Origin of the sequence: Paenibacillus sp. RC67 (genome assembly GCF_030020805.1) — a bacterium.
Taxonomy (GTDB): domain Bacteria; phylum Bacillota; class Bacilli; order Paenibacillales; family NBRC-103111; genus Paenibacillus_S.
Genome location: NZ_CP125098.1, coordinates 4,732,221 through 4,748,527, shown reverse-complemented (window position 1 = coordinate 4,748,527; position 16,307 = coordinate 4,732,221). Strand labels below are relative to the sequence as shown.

The 16,307-nt window shown below is 43.8% G+C and carries 18 protein-coding genes; 10 read left to right on the top strand and 8 right to left on the bottom strand.

The features are described from left to right. Nucleotides 1-75: 75 nt before the first annotated feature. A complete protein-coding gene (locus QMA13_RS21795; RefSeq protein WP_282935837.1) occupies nt 76-1,713 on the bottom strand; it encodes an RNA polymerase sigma factor in 1,638 nt (545 codons plus the stop codon). 186 nt (nt 1,714-1,899) lie between these two features. Here QMA13_RS21795 and QMA13_RS36430 point away from each other — a divergent pair, with 186 nt between their 5' ends. The 3 genes from QMA13_RS36430 to QMA13_RS21785 all read left to right on the top strand — a co-directional run bounded on the left by QMA13_RS36430 (nt 1,900) and on the right by QMA13_RS21785 (nt 3,967). After that, the gene (locus QMA13_RS36430) at nt 1,900-2,151 is read left to right on the top strand and encodes a GNAT family N-acetyltransferase (RefSeq protein ID WP_349254160.1); all 252 of its coding nucleotides are present in this window, start codon (nt 1,900-1,902) and stop codon (nt 2,149-2,151) included. After that, nucleotides 2,130-2,480 carry a GNAT family N-acetyltransferase gene (locus tag QMA13_RS36425; RefSeq protein ID WP_349254159.1) on the top strand — a complete coding sequence of 117 codons (351 nt, stop codon included), beginning with the start codon at nt 2,130-2,132 and terminating at the stop codon, nt 2,478-2,480. The genes QMA13_RS36430 and QMA13_RS36425 overlap by 22 nt, the downstream gene beginning before the upstream one ends. Before the next feature lie 461 nt (nt 2,481-2,941). Beyond that, a complete protein-coding gene (locus QMA13_RS21785; protein WP_282935836.1) occupies nt 2,942-3,967 on the top strand; it encodes a phosphotransferase enzyme family protein in 1,026 nt (341 codons plus the stop codon). Nucleotides 3,968-4,033: 66 nt separating this feature from the next. Here the strand turns inward: QMA13_RS21785 and greA are convergent, their stop codons facing one another. Then, nucleotides 4,034-4,507, bottom strand: a complete 474-nt coding sequence (greA, locus tag QMA13_RS21780) for a transcription elongation factor GreA (protein WP_282935834.1) — start codon at nt 4,505-4,507, stop codon at nt 4,034-4,036. A 274-nt stretch (nt 4,508-4,781) separates the two neighbouring features. Between greA and QMA13_RS21775 the strand changes: the two genes are divergently transcribed. Then, a complete protein-coding gene (locus tag QMA13_RS21775) occupies nt 4,782-5,219 on the top strand; it encodes a small multi-drug export protein (RefSeq protein WP_282935832.1) in 438 nt (145 codons plus the stop codon). 79 nt (nt 5,220-5,298) lie between these two features. Here QMA13_RS21775 and QMA13_RS21770 read toward each other — a convergent pair whose 3' ends face one another. Then, nucleotides 5,299-7,026, bottom strand: a complete 1,728-nt coding sequence (locus tag QMA13_RS21770) for a hypothetical protein (RefSeq protein ID WP_282935831.1) — start codon at nt 7,024-7,026, stop codon at nt 5,299-5,301. Between the two features lie 294 nt (nt 7,027-7,320). Between QMA13_RS21770 and QMA13_RS21765 the strand changes: the two genes are divergently transcribed. Both QMA13_RS21765 and QMA13_RS21760 read left to right on the top strand, forming a co-directional pair. Then, nucleotides 7,321-8,364 (top strand): hypothetical protein, encoded by a 1,044-nt coding sequence (locus QMA13_RS21765; protein WP_282935830.1) that lies wholly within the window; start codon nt 7,321-7,323, stop codon nt 8,362-8,364. 201 nt (nt 8,365-8,565) lie between these two features. Then, the gene (locus QMA13_RS21760) at nt 8,566-9,129 is read left to right on the top strand and encodes an NUDIX domain-containing protein (RefSeq protein ID WP_282935829.1); all 564 of its coding nucleotides are present in this window, start codon (nt 8,566-8,568) and stop codon (nt 9,127-9,129) included. A gap of 542 nt (nt 9,130-9,671) precedes the next feature. On the opposite strand, the gene QMA13_RS21755 is transcribed toward QMA13_RS21760, so the two are convergent. Next, on the bottom strand, nt 9,672-10,721 hold the full coding sequence (locus QMA13_RS21755; RefSeq protein WP_282935828.1) for a ParB/RepB/Spo0J family partition protein: 1,050 nt from the start codon (nt 10,719-10,721) through the stop codon (nt 9,672-9,674). A gap of 216 nt (nt 10,722-10,937) precedes the next feature. On the opposite strand from QMA13_RS21755, the gene QMA13_RS21750 reads away from it, so the two are divergent. Together QMA13_RS21750 and QMA13_RS21745 are read left to right on the top strand one after the other, a co-directional pair. Continuing rightward, on the top strand, nt 10,938-11,582 hold the full coding sequence (locus tag QMA13_RS21750) for a DUF6886 family protein (protein WP_282943706.1): 645 nt from the start codon (nt 10,938-10,940) through the stop codon (nt 11,580-11,582). Further along, nucleotides 11,515-12,096: a Type 1 glutamine amidotransferase-like domain-containing protein gene (locus QMA13_RS21745; RefSeq protein ID WP_282935827.1), complete on the top strand. Its 582-nt coding sequence runs from the start codon at nt 11,515-11,517 to the stop codon at nt 12,094-12,096. Before QMA13_RS21750 ends, QMA13_RS21745 begins: the two co-directional genes overlap by 68 nt. A 33-nt stretch (nt 12,097-12,129) precedes the next feature. Here QMA13_RS21745 and QMA13_RS21740 read toward each other — a convergent pair whose 3' ends face one another. Continuing rightward, nucleotides 12,130-12,432 carry a CPBP family intramembrane glutamic endopeptidase gene (locus QMA13_RS21740; RefSeq protein ID WP_282943494.1) on the bottom strand — a complete coding sequence of 101 codons (303 nt, stop codon included), beginning with the start codon at nt 12,430-12,432 and terminating at the stop codon, nt 12,130-12,132. 12 nt (nt 12,433-12,444) lie between these two features. Next, nucleotides 12,445-12,741 (bottom strand): hypothetical protein, encoded by a 297-nt coding sequence (locus QMA13_RS21735; RefSeq protein ID WP_282935826.1) that lies wholly within the window; start codon nt 12,739-12,741, stop codon nt 12,445-12,447. 170 nt (nt 12,742-12,911) lie between these two features. Between QMA13_RS21735 and QMA13_RS21730 the strand changes: the two genes are divergently transcribed. Together QMA13_RS21730 and QMA13_RS21725 are read left to right on the top strand one after the other, a co-directional pair. Continuing rightward, complete coding sequence (locus QMA13_RS21730) at nt 12,912-13,691, top strand: SDR family oxidoreductase (protein ID WP_282935825.1); 780 nt, start codon at nt 12,912-12,914, stop codon at nt 13,689-13,691. A 14-nt stretch (nt 13,692-13,705) separates the two neighbouring features. Continuing rightward, nucleotides 13,706-14,689 carry a nucleotidyltransferase domain-containing protein gene (locus tag QMA13_RS21725; protein ID WP_282935824.1) on the top strand — a complete coding sequence of 328 codons (984 nt, stop codon included), beginning with the start codon at nt 13,706-13,708 and terminating at the stop codon, nt 14,687-14,689. 79 nt (nt 14,690-14,768) lie between these two features. Here QMA13_RS21725 and QMA13_RS21720 read toward each other — a convergent pair whose 3' ends face one another. Next, a complete protein-coding gene (locus tag QMA13_RS21720; protein ID WP_282935823.1) occupies nt 14,769-15,608 on the bottom strand; it encodes an SDR family oxidoreductase in 840 nt (279 codons plus the stop codon). Between the two features lie 103 nt (nt 15,609-15,711). Next, entirely contained in the window at nt 15,712-16,122 is a 411-nt protein-coding gene (locus QMA13_RS21715; RefSeq protein WP_282935822.1) for a MarR family winged helix-turn-helix transcriptional regulator, read from the bottom strand. Nucleotides 16,123-16,307: the final 185 nt, after the last annotated feature.

Below are 16,307 nucleotides of genomic sequence, written 5' to 3'. Positions count from 1 at the left end.
AAAGACGCAAGCAGGCTTCTTCTCTACGAGAGGAACCGGCTTGCGTTTTCTAACATAACTTGGATGTGAGGCTTTTTATTTGATCAGGCCCATCAAAGTTGTAATGGTTTTTCTTTGATGCGGTTGAGGAGGGTTAAGCTTATTGCGATCGACCAGCTCATTCAAAATGTAAGGGATCAGTCTGCCGCTTGCAGTATTCATTCGTGTCATATAAGCGATCTGACGCTCTAGATGCTGTGGCTGATTGGACATGGCAAGCTTCAATACTTGCTCATACAGCCTTGTAATCGCCGGAGAATAGGCCGATGAAAGGTCTGGTATCAGAGAGGTTACATCCCTCCACGTTTGGGGACAATCGACCCATACTAAATTTAACTTATACCCCTCATCCGTCTTGAGCAAATATTGTTTGGAGAGAAGAAGGGCGTAATCCTCCGCATGGGCCTCATCCTCTGGCAGTTCTCCGTTCAAAAAGGCATTACACAGCTGTGCATCTTTAAATGTGAGGCTCTTCCATCCTGGGCGATCACTCCAGAATGTGTTGAACTGCCAGATGGATAAACTGCCCCCTCCGTTGCGTGTCATGGCGCCATTATACGAATATTTATTAGGATCGTACCCCAGATTATCAAATGACTCTTTTTTCAATTCGGCATAGGCGATGTACCGGCCGCCATCCTTTCGGATAGGAACGATGCTTTGTACATCCGGTGTTACTGGGAGACATAGAAATCCTTGTCTTTCGATATCCCTAGGAAGTAAGGTCCAAAGCAGAAACTCATAATCTTGATCAGGATAATACAGCGATGTTGCCTCGATATTCTTGCGGATGTCCATCAAGGCTTCAAAGTGAAGATCGGCGAGCTCTGCCGCACATTCCTTGTAAAGCTTATGACTTCCTTGCAGCTGTTCTCGCGTATAGTCCCAGATGATAAAATCCGTTCTGTATTTACGGGAACTGGTCTCCGTTATAAAGCCGTGCTCCGCAAGGTAATTCACTTCATCCTCAATAAAATGAGCTGGCGTGCCGAGTTCAATGGCAAGGTCATTAACGCTCATTGGTTTCTGATACATGGCGTAGACCAAATTTTGTGTCAAGCTTCTTTTTAGGAAATCATAAGTTTCTCCAATTTTACCGGGATTTCCGGCGTGCCCGGTGCGTGTTAATTGGATCGGATTAAAGCTCAATTGTCCGCTTGGCTGCATACGATTCATTCCCTTCTTGATTTCATTCTTGGCATCGTGAAGATGCCATTTCACCGTACCTACCGGAATACCTAAAGCAACCGCAATGTCCTGCTGCTTGAAACCTTCGTAATAGTACATGACGACAACTTGTCTCTGCATCTTGGAGAGGTAGGCTAATTCGCGCCGCAGCATTTGGTAATCCTCGCCATTCACCAGCTGATCGAGAGGCTGCGGATTGGGACAGGACAGGTCATCCAGGAACCCATTAGTATCAAGGGACTGCGGGGTACCGCTGCGCTTCTTAAGCCAATGAATCCAGCAGTACTTCGCTACAGTCCATATATAAGAGTTCATATGACGAATCTCAGCGCCCGCTGTCATGGATTTTAGCAGCTGGAGCACAATGTCTTGGGCCAAATCCTCCGCTTCTTCCCGATTTTGTGTACGATTCAGGGCATATCCGAATATTGGCTTGGTGTATTGTTTGATTGTTTCTGTGATATTTTCGGTAGAATGAGCGCTCATTCTTAACCTCCCTTAATGACCGGTCAATAATATAGTGAAGGTTTGTTGGAAAAGGTTGGGGGAGCATTGATTTTTTTTGAAAAAAGAATGGACTATTGAAAAATGGAAAAATCGGTTCTTTATTTCATCTATTAACTAGATTAATATGATGCTTACACAAATGTAAACTAAGAAGGAAGTGGAAAGATGAATTTATTATCGATTGAGCTTGAAGGCGTTCGTGCCAAACTGATTCCTTTAGACAGAGAGCATGCCGAAGCGTTGTACCATGCTGCAGCCAATCCAGAAATCTGGACATATCTTCCGGAAAAGATCTACTTTATAGAGGATACACGTATGTTTATTGAGAAGGCTTTGGCAGCAAAAGAAAATGGGGGAGAGCTCCCTTTATCGTATGGGATCAAGAAACTCAAAAGGTGGTTGGCTCTACGAGGTTGATTAATATTTCGGTTCCGAACCGCAGCTTGGAAATCGGGTGGACTTGGTATCATCCATCGGTATGGAGAACACGTATCAATACAGAGTGTAAGTATTTGCTTCTGAAGTATTGCTTTGAACAATTACAAACGGTACGTGTGCAATTTTGCGCAGATAAGCGAAATACAAGATCCAATCAGGCGATTCAAAGACTGGGTGCGATTAAAGAGGGGGAGCTGCGACGAAACCGAATATTGAACGATGGTTATATACGCGATACCTGTGTGTACAGCATAGTAGATGCAGAGTGGCCACAAATTAAGCTGAAGTTGGAAAATTACTTGGGATAAACGATGATTCTGAAGAGTTTCGTGACATAGTATTTAATGGTATTATTTTGTAATCAACTTGTAATCTAATATTCACCTGATTTTAATGTACGCGAGCTATAATGTACTCAAGACCCCCTTTTTAATATATAACTTTAGACCCGCATCCCGTTGATGTGGGTCTCTTTTTTTGCTACGAGATCAAGTAATTAGTTATGTATAAGAAAAGAACAGCAGGTTCTTAAATGACCAGAGATGTAGTAACCGACATAATATAAAGAAAACAAGCGATATACGAAGAGAATTGAAAAGGATAGTTTTCAGAAAAAGGGCTAATACCATATCCTGTAAGTTGTTGTTGAGAATGTCCACAAATATAAATCAATCATTATGACATTTGACCCTAGAACGGGAGTTCGCTTAAGATTTTGAATAATAAGCAGCAATGGATCCAGCGATTTCTTCGAGAAAAGGGGAATAATATGACAAATTCGACGGAGGCTCGTCTAGTTGAGGAGTCCGTGGTCAGAGAGGATGTTTTTGCCCATTTAAAAGTAAAATTCAATATCGAGATCAGCAGCTACAGTGCACTCTATATGGGGTTTCACAATTGGAAATGGATTGTAGCTACTCCGATAAACAAACTGTTCATCAAATGTTACCACCCAAAACGGTATTGTTTGGCGGAAGCCAACCTCAGATTGAAGGTCTCCAAATCGTTGTCCTTTCAAAAGATACTGCATGATCAGGCTCAGGTATGTCCAGATGTGCTAAGTCATGAAGGAAAATATATTTTTCAATCGAATTCAGGGTATTTCTATGTGGTTATGGAGCATTTTGAAGGATCAACACCCCCGCGTGCCGGCCATTTGAACGTGGAGTTGATGTACCGAATAGGACAAGCTACCGGGCGCATGCACAGCGTACTATCCCGTTATCCGGGAGAAGGAGTGCATTGGACTCCCACACTTGGAACAATGAAGGAAAAGTGGCGGAAACAATTTGACATGGCAGATGATTTGCCTTCATCCAAAGCTCAATTGAAACGTGCTCTTGAACGTCAGGGACAGTTATTGTCTCAACTTGATCTATCCCTATTCGATGAGCTGGAGCCTGGGTGGGCACATTGGGATCTATGGAGCGATAATATGCTAGCTGGGGTGGACGGAGACATTCGTATAGTAGATTTTGATACGGTACAGTACGGCTATCAGGAAATCGATATAGCGAGAGCTATTTTATCAGGTTCATTAAGCGAAGGAGTTCTTCATATCGGACCAACGGCAGCTTTTTTGAAGGGATATAGAGAGGAACATTCTTTTCCGGAGGGACGCTTATCATTATCGTTAAAGCTGTTATGGTGCCGTGAGGCGCATTGGTGGTTAAAAACAGATATAGACACGTTCAGCGCACCTCCCAAACGGTTTGCTGAAGAGTTGATCTGGTTGACGGAGCACTGGGATCACTTGGAGCCTTGGTTCGGTCGTAACGGGATGGTAATGAAATAAATAAGAGACATGCGTTAGAAGCATGCCTCTTGGCTCTGTACTGCCGTTGGATTCCATTATTAAAGACTACTCGGCTCTAATCTCCAGCAGCTCGTACTTGATTTCCCCAACAGGTGCGTTGACTACGATAATACTTCCTACGGATTTACCCATGAGCGCACTGCCCAGAGGGCTTTCGTAGGAAATTTTATTTTCCAGTACTTCTGCTTCGGATGGCCCTACTATTTTATATTCGATTTTCTCAGCAAATTCTACATCTAATAGGACGACAACAGACCCAACGTTGACAGAAGAAGTGTCTATTTTATCTACGACACGAGCCCTTTTGAGCATTTTCTCAATCGTGAGAATCCTGGTTTCCATGAATGACTGCTCATCCTTGGCGGAATGGTATTCGCTGTTTTCCTTCAAATCGCCATAGCTGATAGCGGTTTTTATACGGCTGGCTAATTCCTTCCGCTTTACGGTTTTGAGCTCTTCGAGCTCCTGCTCTAATTTGGCCAGTCCGTCTGGCGTTAAAATAATTTCTTCGTTTGCCATTCCAGCATCTCCTAATTCACTATACAATTTCTAATCATGTTCATTATTGCATTGTACACTATTTTAAGCCATGATGCGAAGACGAGAGAGATTTATTTTTGATGGATAATAAAGCAGTTGGACAAAATTGTGGTAGGATGGGGCAAGTTATGAAAAAATTTGTTTCCATTTGCTCGGAGGTACGTATATACCTTCTATCTTAAGCTTGAACAGCATGGAAGGGTGGAAAACAGTATGAAATGGAGTCCTATACACAACAACTCAGGTGATCTGAATGAATAGCTTGCTAGCATGGGCTTCTGTTCTTGGGACCGGCATATTGGAACTGTGGGCAGCGATCCCTCTTGGATTCGCCTTGAAGCTGCATCCGGTAATGACGGCAATACTAAGCGGGGCGGGTTCATTAGTGAGTGCTATTGTCGTTATTTTCTTTGGGTCATCGCTGCGTAATTGGCTTGTACGTCGTTTTCAAAGCAAGTCGGGAGGTAGGGGAGGCACCATGACCCGCATTTGGCATAAATACGGAATTGCCGGACTCGGTCTGTTGTCACCGCTTTTGACAGGAGCTCCACTGGGGGCGGCTATTGGTATATCGTTCAGCGCCGATCCCAAAAAGCTAATTACTTGGATGACGATCGGGATCGTTTTTTGGAGTGCGGTATTGACGACTGCAGTGGCGTTTGGAGTAAGCTTTACTTCATTTGGCGGGTAAACGATATATTGAACCTATCGCAAGTCATTAGGTGCTTATCTTGTTTCAATCCAAAAAAAGCCGTTTATACGGCTTTTTTTCATGCAGAATGTGTATTTCCTTTGCGGAATATGGAATAAATGATCCATCCGATTACCGCAACGATAAATCCCAGACCCGATAAAATCCACCACAGCTGCCCTTTTAACGGATTTTCTTCTACCTTCGGTGCAGTCTTCTCGGCCGCTGCGGTGGGAGGCGCATAACCGATATTCGTGAGAGCACTTGGGCCCAGACGTTCTTTCAGCTGCGCAAGATATAAGCTCTCCGGAGCTACTTTTACTCCCCAAGAGTCATATTGGCCTTCTGGATCCTTGGAAGATATTTTCTTACCAGTGCAACCAATACACCAGTTCATCGTTCCAGGAGCTTGGGATACGAGAATTTGCGGAGACTCCACGTTCCATGCTACAGACCATCCCATAGGCCAGCCATGTCCTGATCCCGCTGTCGTCCGATTCATAAATACGATGCCTTCCGCATCGTTGCCCTGGTTTGTAAAACGGCTGTTATCGACAAGGATGCCTGTTGTCCAGCGCTGATGAGGTGCAATTCCATTTTTTTCGGTTGAAGTAAAATTCAAAATCACGATAGGACCAGCGCCCTGATTTTGCGTTACGAATGCCCAGGAGCCTTTGCCTTTGTTCTGAATATCATTGGCCTGATTCTTATTAAACAGTATTTGAGTTCCAGTGCAGGTAAAGCTCGCAGGAGCAGCAGAATCCGTTGAGGAGATCGTATGATTCACCGTTACGTTATCGACCGTAATCCGCTTAGACGCTTTATCTATCGTAAAGTTGTCTATACCGTCTTGAATCACAACATTACGTACCCAGGAGTCCATGATTGCATTCATATAGACGGCTCTATACCTTTCGACTACAGCTGGAGCTTGAATTTTGAGGTTCTCCAGACCTACCTGCGATATTCTGCCGGGAAACGTATATTTGGCGACGGTTCCTACCGGGCTGCCGATATATTTGGAATCGAAGGAGTCTGTCAATGGTGCGTCGAACGTAATTTTATTACCGACAATGGATTTGATAACCCGGTCTGTCGTGCTTTTGCTACCAGGGGCGATCCAGGTCTGAGCCTTACCGTCCCTGACTAAAGTATCCATTTCCATGAAATGAATCCACTCTTTAGTGGCGGTGCGGCTGATTAGCACATTATCTCCTTCTTTGAAGCCAGACGCGCTGCTAACCGAAATGGTATCAGTTCCTGATGGCACATAGGGATCAGAGATGTTAACACCTACGCTAGGTGTTTGCGTGCCGGTACCAGCGATATTGAAAAGCAGGAATGGAGATCCGTTCATTTGAATAACCGTACCGCCATTGCCTGAGCCGCTTCCACGCACAATGACGCCGCTGGTTTTCATGTTTATTTGCTTGGTCGTTATAAAGGTGCCGGTACCGAGCAGAAGCGCCCCTCGAAATCCGTCTTTGAGAGGCATAGCGGAGACTTCGTTAATGGCATTTTGTATCGCGGAAGTATCATCGCCTCCAGAAGGCTGGATGGTTTTCACTACAGGAACCTCTGGGAACGCCACACCTCCCCCCATATATCCTGCGGTCGAAAAGTCCATTATGCGATTGCCGGATTCATCTTTTTTATAGACCAGTTTACCGTCTTGGCCATAAGAAACCCAACTGGAGGTTGCTTCAGAGCCAGCCGATAGGCTAAAGGGAGCATTAAGAACAGTGAGAGAAACCAGTAGAAGAAGCAGCATAACAAATCGGGGACGAGTACTCTTAAAAAGAATCATAGAATCTACCTCCAGGACGCCGCTTTATTTCATCGATGCCTATAAAGTTTCCGTTCCAGCGGTCATTAATCTTTGAAAATCCATAGTGAAAAATTACCAAACATATTCAATATACTTTAAGTCAGAGCTAAGAGCAACTGAGCTAAGAAAGAACATTCTGATTTTAATATGACTTATCTAAATTTGTTGACAAAGGAACGTATGTTCTATATGATTAAATGGAATAAATAACCATTTTTATTGGAGTTTTGTTTTGTTAATCTTCTACTAACAATCTCTGAAAGAGGTGTTCATATGTCCAAGTTGCAATGGAGCTTAATCGATGATTTGGATTGCTTTGATATTGGCCATTCAGGTGCATGTCCCGCACATTGGTGCTCTAAGGATGCTCTTTATTTTAATCATAATGAACGAGCAGCACCAGTGTTGTCTCGTGAAGAGTTAGACCTCGATTGTTATCGTCTGCAGGCGGAAATTGGTTGTCCAGGACTAGGTTATATCGGATTAGTGTTCGGGGCGAGAGATGCATTCAACTATGAGATGGTCTATGTATCGCCTGGAAGAGAGCAGACACCGGGAGAAATTCAATATGACCCAATGATGAACGGTTCAACGACTTGGCAAATATATAATGGCCCGCGCTATCAAGCGCCAGCGACTTTTGATCGTGGAGTGTGGACAAAGCTTGTCCTTGACGTCTACCGAAACCATGCTATTGTCTGGGTTGGAAACGTTGCGGAACCACAGTTAGTTATATCCAATCTTCAGCACGGGGGTTCAAAGGGAAGGGTTGGAGTATGGGGCTATCTTCCTGGTTACATCCGAAATCTCTCTGTAGAAGAAATTCCCTCTGAATCAATCCAAGCGAACGATGCGTATTTGCAGGAGCTGGCGGACGATACCTTTGTTACGAAATGGAAGGTGTCCAAGCCATATACTGAAGGTGCCCAAGCAGAGCATGAATCGAATTGGCTGGAAGCTTACGTTGAAGAGAATGGGGCGCTCAATTTGAACCGTTTATATCCTTCAGGAAGCGGAGTCGCAGTTCAAGCCGAATGCAAGTTTATGCTATCCGAGGAAACGGAGTCGTTACTCACATTTGGCTTCAGTGATAGATTGCGTCTATGGGTTAACGATGAAGAAGTGTATCAAGGCGACTGGAGATGGGATCCACCCGGCAGTGATGGTCGGATACGTCCAGATTTTGCAAGTGCTATGGTTCGGTGGCAGGAGGGCATAAACACTATTCGCGCTGAAGTAACAAGTACTGAAGTTGCATTTGGCTGGGGCTTGAGTGTGAAGACAGGATTGAAAAATCTTGATCTATCAATCAATTAACAGGATAAGAAATTTTGTAGTACGATGCTCATAGAAGGATAAACATTATTCATAACTGTCAGTCTCAAACCATCTTGAAAAGAGATGGTTTATTCTTATATAAACAGCTTGTGCTTACAAAAAATGGATGATAAAATATGTGAAAGGACGTAAAAAGTCCATATGGGACATGTTAAGTCCCTTGTAAAAGGAGGGTATACCATGATCTATCCAGATATCGTATTGCCACGCCTTAGGTATCAATACTGCCCGATGTGCCGTTCGGAGCTGAGCAAGCAAGTAATTAATGATGATCAGATTGAACGGGTCTGCTGTCCTCAGTGTAAGTGGGTCCATTTTCCATCCAATGCGATAGGAGTTGTTATTCTTATTACAGCTGGAAACGGCATTGTGGCCATTTTGCCTCCCAAAGCTCCTCTTGAATATCCCGCTGCGCTACCTGCAGGTCATGGAGAGTATGGGGAATCGCCAGAGGAAGCAGCTATCCGAGAGGCTTATGAGGAAACGGGCTTTCAGGTAGAAATAACTGATTTATTGGGATGGCAGTTCAATAAGAACTTGGCTTATCCAGGCCCTATGATTAATTTTTTCTATGAAGCCAAAGCTATCGGAGGCTCGATCCGCGACAGTGAAGAGGGAAGAGTGAAAGTTTTTGCTCTCGATAATTTCCCGGCTATTGCTCCGCAACGAGGCGGAAGTCGAAAAACGATGGAGCTTTATTTACAAAAAATAAATTCGTTAAATGGGCTGATGTCCGATGAATGACCTGATAGAGATCTTTGATTATCATTCGTGATGCTATCACTCATTTTAACTCCATTCAGTCACATATACGAGAGCATTTTGATACATGGTACAGAGTTACCACAGCGTTTCACGTGATTATGCCTTTTATTTGAACAGGAAGAGAGCTTAAATTGACACTACTCGGGATGATGTTAGGGAGAGAAGAAATTGAAGCTAAATAATAAAATGGCGTATGCTTCAGCTTGGTTGGCTTTATTCACAATCCTCCTGTTCCCGGGCTCCGTTGTAACAGGAGCTGGACCTCAACGAACAGGATATGGTTTTCCATTTCGATTTTTTATACAGTACCATGAGCTAATAGATAATGGAGTGTGGTTTATTCAAAGCATCAATATACAGCTATTCATTTATTTCGTAGATTGTGCAATTATATATGGTGTACTTTGGGGGCTGAATTGTATTCAAACTCTATGGAAAGAGCGGTACAAACCTAAGGACCCGGGCAGTGATTTATAAATAAAAAAGGCTGTCCTCCAATCTGCGAGAACAACCATGATGAATTATAGAGTGAGTCCAGAGGACACCGGTTCGGAAGCGGACTTCACGCTGTCTTGAATATGTCTCCACTCGGCAAGCTGCTTTTCCAGCTGCTCAATGAGCCTTCCCATATCTTGTGCCAAAATCTCTCTGTCGTTGTCCTGGATGTTAATGAGATCCATAGGCTGTGGAGTATGGGCAGGAAGAAAATCAAGCAGACGCTGCAGCTTGCCTTCAATTGAGGCTTTGGCAGATGCGGTAGCCGCTGGCGATGCTGATACGGGTTCTTGATCAATTATCGCCGGGTTTTCCTTTTTTGTTGTTTCCTTCGGTTCCTTAGGTTCTGATTTTTTAGCTCGTTCCGCTTTATTTTGCTCAAATGTCGACCAGGTTTCCAGTAGCTCATGACCCGATTTATATAATAGCTTGTCCTTCGTGCCTGCAGAGATTGTTTTATCTTTAAATAAACGGGCGATTTTTTTGACGTCACTCACTGGCATCTCGTCACGAGCAATGATCAGGGCGAGCGAATCGCGATGCTCCAATGGCAAATCCTTGAGTGGGAGCAGTTGATCTTCGGTAAGACGATCTTTTTTGATCTCGGTGCCTGCGACGATGATCTTTTTGACAGCATTGCTGAATTTGAGCAGCTCACATTTGTTTTTAATATAGGATTCCGGTTTGCCCAGCCGGCTGGATAGAAATTTGGTCGAGCTGCTGAACTTCGGATCATTCAACAGCTTGTTAAACGCTTCCGCTTCTTCTATCGGAGAGAAGCCTTCCCTCGTCAAATTTTCCGCGATTTGCTCCAAATATATTTCCGTTTCGTCTGTAATATCGGATACGATACAAGGGATGGTCGGACGGCCTAGCGTTTTGCATGCTTTGTAGCGCCGGTTGCCGTATATAATTTTATAACGTCCATCTTTGACTGATCTTACCTTGATAGGAGAGAGCAATCCGAGCTCCTCGATACTTTTCATTAATTCCTGAAGCGCATCTTCATCGAACTGGTATCTTGGTTGGTCCGTATCTTCATCTATTAAATGAGTCGAAATTTCAATAATGTCCATTTGCTAGCTCCAATCCTTTCATAAAAATATAGAAAAACCCCCAAACATCATGGCGGTTGTTGACGAGCCTGTACGGTTGCATGTCAAGGCGTTGAGTTGCAGTACATCTAACTTTATCAAGAGATAAACAAATAGTCTATACTTTTTCCGAAAAATGCCATATGATTTTTGTGAACCTGCCATGAAAGAATGAAAGAAGACAGGAGGCTAATTGGATTGCTTTATCATTTTAGCGAAGAACCGGACATCCAAATGTTTATTCCCAGAAAATTGGATTATCGCTCTGAAGAGCCAGCTCAAGTATGGGCGATAGACGAATTTCACGCGCCTCATTATTATTTTCCAAGAAATTGCCCCCGAGTGTGTATTTGGCCGGATGAACGTACGACAGAAGAAGATAAGCATCGTTTTTTCGGACAAGCCGCGGTCCAACGAGTCATAGCAGTGGAAGCAGGTTGGCTGGATGGAATGCGGGAAACCAATTTGTACCGGTATACCTTTAACGAAAGTGATTTCGAGATCTATGATCTAAATGCTGGTTACTATACATCCCTGCAAGCCGTAAAGCCTGTCTCCGTGGAGCCAGTGGGTGATTTATTATCCGCCATATGCAGCACAGGTATAGAGTTAAGATTGACGCCATCGTTAATGCCTTTGAGAGAAGCGATTCTTCAATCGACTGTCAATTTTTCTATGATCCGTATGAAATATGCTAAGGAAAGGAGGGCATATGAAGCTCCTACTAACCTCGGACGGAATCAGCAGCAGCGCCATCGAAGAACAAATCCTTACCATGCTCGATTCCCCTCCCGCAAAGTTAAAAGCCTGCATCATTACTACAGCCTCTTCCAAAAAACATAAAAGCCAAACCGCACTAACCGATCAAGCCTGCCTCCTACGACTAGGTCTCGTTTGTTGCGATTTGGTGGATATCGAATTCGATGACCCTCGACTGCTCGCGAATTATGATGTTATTCATATTAATGGCGGCAATCCTTTTTATCTCCTGCTGCAAATGAAACGTAGAAATGCGGTAGAACAGATGAGACAACTGGCAGAGCAGCACAAGCTGATCATAGGTGTCAGTGCCGGTGCTATGGTAATTGCCGACACTTTGGAGCATGTCAACGATTTGAACCGTATTGCCGGCTACGAAAATATGGATTTGGAGGAACTTAAAGAAGATTACTATGCTGTCGGTTTGACCCAACAGGCGGTCATTCCTCATTACAATCGCTTTATCGCGGACGATCCCGATTTTGAGCGAAAGCTTCAGCAGCTTGAGCTTAGCAGAAACAGACGTTTTGATAGAGTACAAGATGGTGAAGCGCTTGTTATACTGGGTGATACGGTTAGCTATGTACATGCTGAATGAGCTTTTAGCTTCCGCTACTCAATCTTAAGTTACTTATAGAACATACTTTAAATATAAAACGATAATGCCTGCATCCGCCATAGCGTGAGATAAGATGGAGCCCCATAAGCTTCCATGGTTGGAGGCCATCCATCCCCATACAATCCCAACCGCGAAAATAGGTAAACAGACCAGAAGCGAATAAGGAAACTCGAACAGCGGCAAAAGAACGCCCCCATGATAGAGGCTATAAAAGAAGGATGAGATCCATACGGCTCCTTTTTTCATACCTAGCTTCTGCACCATAAAGCCTCGCCAGTACAATTCCTCGAGAATGGGATTAATGAAGGTAAGTATGACTACCAGTCCCTAAGTATAGCTATAGTCAATATGCCAATCCTGCAGCAGTCTCCTAACCTTATCGGCATCAAATAGCAATGGAGAGAGTACGGCTCCGCCAATGACAATAACGCCAAATGAAATCATTCCAAGTACGAGGCCGAGAATTACATTGCCTTTTTGAATTATAAAGCCTAACTCACTAAGGCGGGTGGAGCGCTTCTGTACAATAGGAATCAGAAACAGCCAACCGTAAAATATCGCAAAAGTAATAGGGACAGAGTGTAACAGATATAAGCCTATAAAAACTAAAATTGTTGGACCCATTAACAGAAATAACAACGGCATCTTTGATCACCCTATTACAAATTTTAGGACCTGTGGTGGTTCCCATGTAATGATCGTAGAGCAAGTACGCCTTATGCATAAGTACTAACTTTGGCTTGTACCCTGACAATAAATAAGACTGAACGACTAACTCCCAACTTGGAGGTATCATGCGAAATCTCAAAGGAAAATTAGCTGTTGTAACTGGAGTGAGCCGCAGAAGCGGGATTGGCACCGCAATTTGTCGATCATTTGCAAAGGAGGGTGCGGATATCTTCTTTACACACTGGACTCCTTATGATTCGGAGGAAGGATGTGGGGTCGACGAAGATTGGCCTAATATGCTAAGGGAGGAGCTGCAGACTCATGGAGTCAGGGTCGGACATATGGAAGCCAATTTATCCGATCCGGAGGGCCTTTCTACTATATTGGATCACGCAGAGGAAGCGATAGGGGTACCAACGATTCTTGTTAACAATGCATGTCACTGTGCTCCTAGCACCTATTTGGATCTGAATGCTAGTGTGCTTGATCAGCATTATGCGGTCAATGTACGGGGAACCTTTTTGCTAAGCACGGAGTTTGCAAAACGCTTTGAGCAGAAGCATGCCGCCTCAGCAAAGGGACGTATTATTAATCTGGTGTCCAAAGGACCCGATCCGAATAATTTGGCTTATACAGCCACTAAAGGAGCGGTTATCGCATGGACAGAACCGTTATCGGTAGGACTCGCGCCACTAGGAATTACGGTCAACTGTGTGGACCCGGGACCCACGGATTCTGGGTGGATGACGGAGGAGATAAAGAAAACGCTGCTTCCGCGATTTCCCATGGGACGCATAGGTAGACCGGAGGATGCAGCAGAGCTGATTACCTTCTTGGCAGGAGATCAATCTCAATGGGTTACCGGTCAAATCATTCGATCTGAGGGTGGATATACCGGCCGATGAGAAGGAGTGATGGGTTGAATCATCGTAGTGAACAGTTTATCCGATTAGCCAAACAGGTGGTCGAGGAGCTTGAGCTTCCGAATGTTAGGGCAGCTAAGGTAGGAGGCTCTGTAGGTAGAGGAGATGCGGATTCGTTTAGCGATTTGGACTTAACGGTCTATGTTTCTAACGGAAGCGAGAGCTATGACCAAATTTTCGTATATCAGGGTGAGATCATTCAGCTTTTTGTGACGGATCAACTACCGACGGTTCAACAAATAGGGGATGACCCATGGGAACATCGATTTATTCTGGAAACGATACCTATATACGATCCCAAGCATGAATTTACCGATACGTGGAATGAAGCGAAGAATTATTATTTTTCCGTGTCAGGAAGAGAACGAACAGCGGCTCAGGCTATTGAGATCGTCAATGACCGCAAAAAATGGGCAATAGATAGTCTACAGAGACAACAGAACGTATCCGCTAGGTTGGGGGCAGGCTCGGCATGGGCGGATGCGGCATTTATGCATTTATGGTTCGTACATAATACTTTGTCAACAGGAGCGTTAATACCTATAACCCAATTACAAACAAAGAATTATGAAGCCTACATCCGTATACTTCCGTTTTCAAGCCATTTACTTGAGTATGGATTCGGTGGCGCAATAAGAATTGTGGAACGATACAGGCAGTTTTTGAGAGCAATGCATCCGGCTGAAGCTCAAGGCTTCTATTTGTCTAGTCTTCAGGATTTATTGATTCATCGCAAGGCACAAAGATTGTACCAGCATAGGCAGTTAGATAATTTGCTCTGGCAATTATTCGGAGAAGTATTCATGCTGTTCTTGGAGTTTGCTAATGGGAAATTCTTTGAGGAGCATGCTTGCTCGCTGCCGCCGAATCTTCAACATGAACTTACGCAGATAGGTTTTGCAGCAATAGATGAAGAGCAGGTTATGCAACTGCTTCAATTAAGTGATGATTTGGTGAGCAAGGCACAACGAATGATTTGATACAAAGCTTATGCAGTCATTAAATCACAAATAAAGACGCTATCGTGGATGATTCTCAAGATAGCGTTTTTATTTAATTTTACATATTCAATTGGGTTTTTCTTATCTTCAAAACTCCATCTAAGCCGGTAGGATCAGCGCTAACCTTAAGACTAACGAATCCTTCTGCCGCTTCGGAAGTGCGGATTCGTAACGGCTTGGTTTCCATACGCAGCAGATCAAGGATAACTTCGGCAACCGATTCAGAAGTTTGTGGGGCTGTATTGCGGGTGCTGAAGCTGTGCAAATAGGCGTCGATGATCAACTTGTATTCATCCTCTAAAAGTCCGCCAGTCTTCTCGACATGCCCGAGAACGGTTTTGACAAAGTTCGTGGCGATGGCACCAGGTTCAAGTAAGGTGATGTCGATATTAAATAAGGGCTTGTAATAGGTAGCCATACTTTCCAATAACCCTTCTACAGCAAACTTGCTAGCGCAGTATATTTCGTTTAATGGCTGCCCTACCAATCCTCCCACACTTGATGTCGCTATAATATGGCCCGACTCTGCTTTCTGTAAAAGGGGAAGAGCGGCACGAATAGAGTGCATGACCCCATAAACATTGGTATTAAACACATCCTGTATTGCATCCATGGAGGCTTGGCCTAGCGATCTTAGAAATCCATACCCTGCATTGCAAAACAAGACGTCCAGGTGACCATGGGTTTGTTCAATGACGGAGAATGCTTGCTGGAGTGATTCAGGACGAGTGACTTCCATCTCAACAAAATGAAGATGCTCGTGGTTAGCATACTGTTCTTGATCGCGTTGAACATGACGAGTTCCCGCATACACAACCCAACCCTCTTGTGCTAACTTTAGAGCTGTTGCGAGACCGATTCCCGAAGAAGCACCGGTGATAGCTATAATCTTATTCATAAAGTCACTCCTTATGTTTAGAAGGTATAATGTTTATTTACTAAACAGTATAATAACTAAACGTATTAGTCAAGAAAAATCCCTTCGTTATTAACGAAAGGATTTATAAAGGTAACTTATTTAATAGCGTTCTCAATGTTGAAAGTTCTTCTATAGAATAGTGAGCGAATAGACGCTCTATTTTACTGTGGTAAGCATCTAAGATGTTCTTGATCAATTCATTTCCTTTGGGAGTAACATGAATTTGTAAGCTCCTTCGGCTTGTCGGATGAGGTTTGCGAATAACAAGATCTTCCTGTTCTAGCTTATCCAGCAGCTGTGTAACTGCGCCGCGTGTAAGACCAAATTCTTTGGCGATATCAACGGCTTTGGAATCGGGATGTTTGCGGAGAAACTCTAACGCATACATCATAATCGGAGATATATGATAGTCAGGAAGCACTTGGTTCAAAAAGGACGTAAGCAAATTTTTTATTTCTCTGAACCTGTAGGCAATGAATTGGTCATCTTCCATTTAAATCCACCCTTATGTACGTGTTGTGTGTAACCATTATACCAACATATCGGAGCGTTTTGGCAAGCTTATCTTATGAATTGGATGTACTTTTGATGCAAAACGTTAGCATAATGCAAATGTTGCTTTGGATCGACCATTCCTTAATCTAGTACAAGCTTTAGAATAGAAGCGGGCAACTTTTA